Annotated in this window: 6 protein-coding genes and 1 pseudogene; 2 read left to right on the top strand and 5 right to left on the bottom strand. The window is 44.4% G+C overall.

Features of this window, described 5'->3' with window-relative positions; all coding sequences use genetic code 11:
• Positions 1-1172 precede the first annotated feature (1172 nt).
• The gene (locus BLW34_RS02440; RefSeq protein ID WP_090575112.1) at positions 1173-1964 is read left to right on the top strand and encodes a carbonic anhydrase family protein; all 792 of its coding nucleotides are present in this window, start codon (positions 1173-1175) and stop codon (positions 1962-1964) included.
• Between the two features lie 83 nt (positions 1965-2047).
• Here the strand turns inward: BLW34_RS02440 and BLW34_RS02435 are convergent, their stop codons facing one another.
• Both BLW34_RS02435 and BLW34_RS02430 read right to left on the bottom strand, forming a co-directional pair.
• Positions 2048-3184: a PilT/PilU family type 4a pilus ATPase gene (locus BLW34_RS02435; protein ID WP_090575109.1), complete on the bottom strand. Its 1137-nt coding sequence runs from the start codon at positions 3182-3184 to the stop codon at positions 2048-2050.
• 33 nt (positions 3185-3217) lie between these two features.
• Positions 3218-4260 (bottom strand): annotated as a pseudogene (locus BLW34_RS02430) (type IV pilus twitching motility protein PilT).
• 207 nt (positions 4261-4467) lie between these two features.
• On the opposite strand from BLW34_RS02430, the gene BLW34_RS02425 reads away from it, so the two are divergent.
• Positions 4468-5184 carry a YggS family pyridoxal phosphate-dependent enzyme gene (locus tag BLW34_RS02425; RefSeq protein ID WP_090544131.1) on the top strand — a complete coding sequence of 239 codons (717 nt, stop codon included), beginning with the start codon at positions 4468-4470 and terminating at the stop codon, positions 5182-5184.
• Here BLW34_RS02425 and BLW34_RS02420 read toward each other — a convergent pair.
• The 3 genes from BLW34_RS02420 to rsmD are packed head-to-tail and all read right to left on the bottom strand — an operon-like array spanning position 5153 to position 6461.
• Positions 5153-5422 (bottom strand): YfhL family 4Fe-4S dicluster ferredoxin, encoded by a 270-nt coding sequence (locus BLW34_RS02420; RefSeq protein WP_090544129.1) that lies wholly within the window; start codon positions 5420-5422, stop codon positions 5153-5155. The genes BLW34_RS02425 and BLW34_RS02420 overlap by 32 nt on opposite strands.
• Before the next feature lie 15 nt (positions 5423-5437).
• The gene (coaD, locus tag BLW34_RS02415) at positions 5438-5917 is read right to left on the bottom strand and encodes a pantetheine-phosphate adenylyltransferase (RefSeq protein ID WP_090544127.1); all 480 of its coding nucleotides are present in this window, start codon (positions 5915-5917) and stop codon (positions 5438-5440) included.
• Complete coding sequence (rsmD, locus tag BLW34_RS02410) at positions 5910-6461, bottom strand: 16S rRNA (guanine(966)-N(2))-methyltransferase RsmD (RefSeq protein WP_090575106.1); 552 nt, start codon at positions 6459-6461, stop codon at positions 5910-5912. The genes coaD and rsmD overlap by 8 nt, the downstream gene beginning before the upstream one ends.
• Between the last annotated feature and the right edge of the window lie 61 nt (positions 6462-6522).

The raw sequence follows: 6522 nt of genomic DNA, 5'->3' as shown, positions 1-6522 counted from the left end.
CTTACACTTTCCGCGAGAAGAAGCCTTCCCTTAATATTAGATTTTCTCAGGTTCTTCCAGCCGTGGTGTGATGATTTTAATGTCGAACTCACGTTCAATAAGTTTGGCATATCCATGTTGTTACCGTCGATGGTAACTTCAAGCTTCACTTCATATAGTCTGATCAATAAAATTTATCTTCACATTTTTTTTAGCTTATGTAATGTACTTTATATACATAAGATACTAAATAAGCAATAACAGAGACAGAGGGGAAGCTTGTTGATACTACGACTTTTACTTACTGGATTCATGTTGATATTTATTACTATCCGGCCTGACTTGACTGTCGTTAATCACTGACGGCAATGAAGATTACGCTATAGAACAAGTCATTATTAAGCTGATCCCCTCGTAGATAATGGACACATCGAAGTCAAGGAATACGCTATCGATGCAACAGTACGGCTCTTATCCAAAGATACGCTTTCCATGTTTTTAGATTCAGATGGTACACAAGAATTCGAATGACACTTAGCCTATGTCCTTGGAGAAAAACAAATGCAAATTAACAGTACTTCTCCTACTTTCTCATTTTTTATTTGTCACGTTTTTTTCACAACAGGGAAGTTCTATGTTTATTAGAAAATTGTTCTGCTAGTAAAAGCATTGCTGATCCGTTAGGACTAAAGGTTATGTATTCGTAACTCCTCGTGTTAGTTGAACGGAAAATTAATTACCCAGATTAATAAAAAGATAACTGGAGGACTTAGATCACTAAACTTTAATCAAATAAGCTTTTATTGTATTTACCTCAATAAAAGTTATTCACGATGCAAAACATTGGTTAAATGCAAATGAATTTTAGTATTTGAATAAGCATTTATTTTTATAAATTCTTCTGATACACAAGGACCTTATTATGCTTACTAAAGTTTTGTTAATTACTATATTAAGTTTCAGTATTTCGTGTTTCGCCGACTCGACAAAAAATAAATCAAATTCATCAACAGACGCAAATAAACTGATACTGCCAGTACAGTCTGATTCGTCAACTAAAAAACAAACCTCACAATCGACACAAGATATTAACTCAAGACAAGAATCCAGCCCTAAAAAGCAATCGCCAATGATTGAATACTGCAGAAAACATACTTGTTAGTCTAATAATAATTTCCAATCTGGAGTAATAAATGAAAAGAAGAATATTAGATAATTTACTATCAGTTGTTATTGCATCCTACGCAACAATTGCTTTTTCAGGCTCACCGCACTGGGGACATGAAGAGCAATCAACATGGTGGGCCATTGAAGACACATCTCAGCCATTTCCACCACTAAGATATCCCTTTGCAGAATGCGGTGTAGGGAAGCATCAATCTCCTGTCGATTTGGATTCTGCGGAAATTAATAAAATCCCACTTAATCCGATGGAGATTTTGTATGATGTTGATGCACCCGCTTTTTACAATAGCGGTCATGGGGTACAAGTCAATACATCGCTCGATTACACTGGTGCGCTGAAGATTGGAGATGAATCTTTCCCGTTAATCCAATTTCATTTTCATGAACCTAGCGAACATGTCTTGGGTAATACAAGATTTCCAGCTGAATTGCACTATGTTCATGTTCAAGATGATGGCAGAATTGTCGTTTTGGCGGTTGCAGTCAATGTAGGAGATGAAAACCCAACATTCCAAGCCATTCTAGATAATACACCCCATACTGCAGGAGAAAAAAACGAAAATTCTGGCTTGCAAATCAATCCCGCAGCATTACTTCCGCCACTTGATCATCCGATCAAATATTATACCCTAGCCGGATCTTTAACAACGCCGCCCTGCAGCGAAGGCGTTCAATGGTATATTCTGCCAAAAGCGATCACCATTTCAGGAGCGCAACTTGATCAACTTAAAAGTATCTACACTCACAATGCGCGTTTACCTCAAAATTTAAATGAACGATCCTTATTGACGATACAATAATCCTGAACCGGCAAATTGAGCAATGTTCGATTTGCCGGAAAAACCAGAATAAGCCAATGGAACGTGACCTCATTTTACCTAAATCAGGTAATCGTCAAGTGCTCAATCCCTGCATTGATGTCTGTGTGCTTCGCTTCTGAACCATGAAGCTTGATTTGCAAGCGCAGTTCATTCATGGAATCCGCATTTCTCAGCGCATCTTCATAACCGATCTGGCCGGCCTCGTAAAGCTCAAATAGCGCCATATCAAAAGTCTGCATGCCAAGCTCTCGCGATTTTTTCATGATTTCTTTGATTTCATGTACCTCACCCTTAAAAATCAGATCTGAGATCAACGGGGAATTCAGCATCACTTCAATCGCTGCCACCCGCCCCTTTCCTTCTTTCTTAGGAATCAATCGCTGCGCGATCAATGCTCGCAAATTTAATGATAAATCCATCAGAAGCTGCGCCCGCCGTTCTTCGGGGAAGAAATTGATAATACGGTCAAGCGCCTGATTGGCGCTATTGGCATGCAGTGTCCCCATGCATAAGTGGCCTGTCTCAGCAAACGCGATCGCATGCTCCATCGTTTCACGATCACGAATTTCACCAATCAGAATGAGATCGGGCGCCTGGCGCAGAGTATTCTTGAGCGCCGCCTCCCAGGAATCGGTATCCACGCCGACTTCCCGTTGCGTGATAACGCAATTGATGTGCTCATGCACGTATTCCACCGGGTCTTCAATGGTGATGATATGGCCATAGCTATTCTGGTTACGATGACCGATCAAGGCGGCAAGTGATGTTGATTTGCCTGACCCCGTGCCGCCTACGAAAATGACCAAACCACGCTTGCTCATCACCACATCTTTCAGTACTGTTGGTAGCCCCAAATCATCGAATTTTGGAATTTGTGTGGTAATCGTTCGGATCACCAGTCCGGCTCGCTGCTGTTGAACAAACGCATTGACACGGAATCGCCCAATCCCATGCGGATGAATGGCGAAATTGCACTCCTTGCTCGCCTCAAACTCTGCTGCCTGTTTGGCATTCATGATAGCGCGCGCAAGCTCAGCCGTATGCTGGGGTGAAAGCTGCTGCTGTGATACTGGCGTCATCTTCCCGTCAATTTTAAACGCGGGGGGGTAGCCTGCCGTGATAAACAAATCGGAAGCCTTTTTGCTGAGCATCAAACGCAGCAAATCGTGCATAAATTTTATTGCTTGCTCTTGTTCCATGATAGATTTCCCAATCCTTCTGAATCAGGGATATCAACCCCGAAAATTATCCTTGTTCATTGCTTTGGCCCTTGCCTCTGGTATAGAAATGATATTGCGCTTCACCAGATCAGCCAGGTTCTGATCGAGCGTCTGCATCCCTACATTCCCACTGGTCTGTATGGTTGAATACATCTGCGCCACCTTACCTTCCCGAATCAGATTACGGATGGCCGGTGTGCCAATCATGATTTCATGTGCCGCCACTCGGCCCGTCCCATCCTTTGTCTTCAGCAATGTCTGAGAAATGACCGCCCGGAGGGATTCAGACAACATGGCGCGCACCATTTCCTTTTCTTCGGCAGGGAAACATCGATGATACGATCGATCGTTTTGGCAGCCGAGCTGGTGTGCAGCGTGCCAAATACCAGATGGCCTGTTTCTGCAGCGGTCATCGCCAGACGAATCGTCTCCAGGTCTCGCATCTCACCGACCAGAATAATATCCGGATCTTCTCGCAAAGCTGCGCGCAACGCATTAGCGAAACTATGCGTATCTCTGCCGACCTCACGTTGATTGATAAGACATTTCTTACTTTCATGAACGAATTCGATCGGATCCTCCAGCGTTAGGATATGACCATACTGATTCTCATTGATATCATTGATCATCGCAGCCAATGTAGTTGACTTACCAGAGCCAGTCGGACCCGTCACTAGCACCACGCCACGTGGTTGCTGAGCAATTTCAGCAAAAATCTTGGGCGCTTTGATCTGTTCCAGCGTCAGCACTTTTGATGGAATCGTTCGCATGACAGTGGCTGCACCACGATGGGTATTGAATGCATTTACCCGGAAACGCGCAAGATTAGGAACAGCAAAAGAAAAGTCGCATTCCAGATGCTCTTCATAGAATTTACGCTGACTGTCATTCATGATGTCATAAACCATATCATGAACATCTTTATGCTCCATTGCGGGTAAATTGATGCGCCTGATATCGCCATGCGCGCGTATCATTGGCGGCATCCCGGCAGATAAATGCAAGTCAGAAGCGTTATTCTTGACCACGAAGGCAAGTAGTTCTACTATGTTCATCTTTGTTCCCTAGATTCTGAGTAGGTCATACTGGTCAACACAAATTGTTCTTGGTTTTCCAGCTCAAAGTAAAAACCTGTTTGTTTATCAACGGTAGGGATTAATAAAAATTAAGAAGATATTGAGTTGTCGACTGCCTATCTTGGCGAGCGCATTTTTTCCCAACGAGTGCCATTTCATTGTTTTTTTCATAGCCATTAGTAAATCATGACTACCATTGCCACACGCCTGCAAACAGTCAAATCCTGTATTGCAGAAGCTGCCAGGAATGCCGGACGAAAACCCGAAGACATTCTGTTATTGGCTGCCAGCAAGACCAATCCGCCCGAAAAATTAAGAGAAGCCTGGGAGGCAGGGCAAACTGTGTTTGGAGAAAACTATCTACAGGAAGGATTGATAAAAATTCGTGCCCTTGCCGATTTGCCTATTGAGTGGCATTTTATTGGTCCGATCCAAAGCAACAAAACAAAATCCATTGCAGAAAACTTTTCCTGGGTACACAGCGTCGACCGTGAGAAAATTGCTGTCCGCCTGTCTAATGCCAGGCCGGAATCACTCCCTCCACTGCAAGTCTGCGTACAAGTCAATGTCAGTGGAGAAGTCACCAAAAGTGGCATAGCTCCTGAGCAAGCAGCGGAGCTCGCTGCCTTTGTCAATCAGCTACCTCATCTAAAATTACGTGGCTTGATGGCGGTTCCCGAGCTTACTTCTGCGACGGCCCTCCAGCGGGAGCAATTCCAAATGATGCGGAAAATATTTGATCAGCTCAAAAAGGATGGATTCGATATCGACACGTTATCAATGGGAATGTCTGAAGATATGGATATTGCGATTGCAGAAGGCGCAACGATTGTACGCGTAGGCACCGCAATTTTCGGGCCAAGACGCTACGCTATTCCTGAGGAGCTTGCCCCGCGTCAGTAATCAGCGCATGGTATTTAGCGAGCAGCTGCTCGCGGCTCTCGATCACATCCGGATTGGTGATAATACAATTGACCGGGCAAACCTCAACGCATTGGGGCGTGTCATAATGCCCCACGCACTCCGTGCATAAATTGGGATTGATGACATAAATTTCCTCGCCTTGCGAAATGGCCCCATTAGGACATTCCGGCTCACACACATCACAATTGATACATTCATCGGTAATTATTAACGCCATATCAACCTCAACAAATCAGTTCTTCATTTTTTTACGTAACTGCTCCGCAACAATGGGATGCACAAATTTAGCCGCATCCCCCCCTAATCTGGCAATCTCTCGGACAATTGTTGCGGAAATAAACATGTATTGCTCGGAAGGGGTCAAGAAAACAGTTTCAACATCAGGATACAAGCTACGATTCATTCCTGCCAGTTGAAACTCATATTCAAAGTCAGATACTGCCCGCAAGCCGCGCAGGATGATCCGGGTATTTTGCTGCTGTAAGAACTCGGTTAACAGACCAGAAAACCCCATCACCTCAATATTTGGACAATCCTTCAGCACTTCCTGTGCCATTTTGATACGATCGTTCAACGAAAAAAAGGGCGCTTTACCACTATCGGCAGCAACGGCTACGACAACCCTATCAAATAATTTTGCCGCACGGCGCACCAGATCTTCATGACCGCGCGTCATGGGGTCGAAAGTACCGGGATAAACGGCTTTATCCATTTTTGTTCAATTTCAGTAATTGATAGTAAACCTTGCCTGCTCGTCCGCTTCGCCAGACGAGCCATTGTTTATCAAGCTCGGCGCCATGATCACTTTCGACATAAACCAGACCGTCTTTTGTAAGACGCGAAGGAAGGTAAGTGATCAATTCGGGCAACAGATCAAACTGGTAAGGAGGGTCTAAAAAAATGACATCATATTGCCTGGCATCAGAGGCAATAAACGCCATCGCATTCATCTGCACTAATTCCACTTGCGCTGCACCCAGTTTTTCCTGGGCACCATGTAGCCACCGCAAGATGCTTTTATTCAATTCCACCATCACGACATGCTCCGCTCCACGTGATGCGGCCTCAAAACCCATCGCCCCGCTTCCCGCAAACAAATCCAGGCAGCGCTTGCCGGTTAACTCCTGTCCCAGCCAGTTAAATACCGTTTCACGTACCCGGTCAGGCGTGGGCCTTAAATACGGGTCATCGGGAAAAGTAATCACCCGACTGCGCCACTTGCCGCCAATAATCCGAACTTTTCCCTCACGCAACATAAGTCAGCACACCCTATGCCAAATCCTGTTTTTCTAGAAATCAATTATACTGGAGACTTGA

Source organism: Nitrosomonas sp. Nm58 (assembly GCF_900107335.1).
Taxonomy (GTDB): domain Bacteria; phylum Pseudomonadota; class Gammaproteobacteria; order Burkholderiales; family Nitrosomonadaceae; genus Nitrosomonas.
Note: the sequence above shows the minus strand (reverse complement) of the source record. Positions and strands in the feature narration are given on the sequence as shown.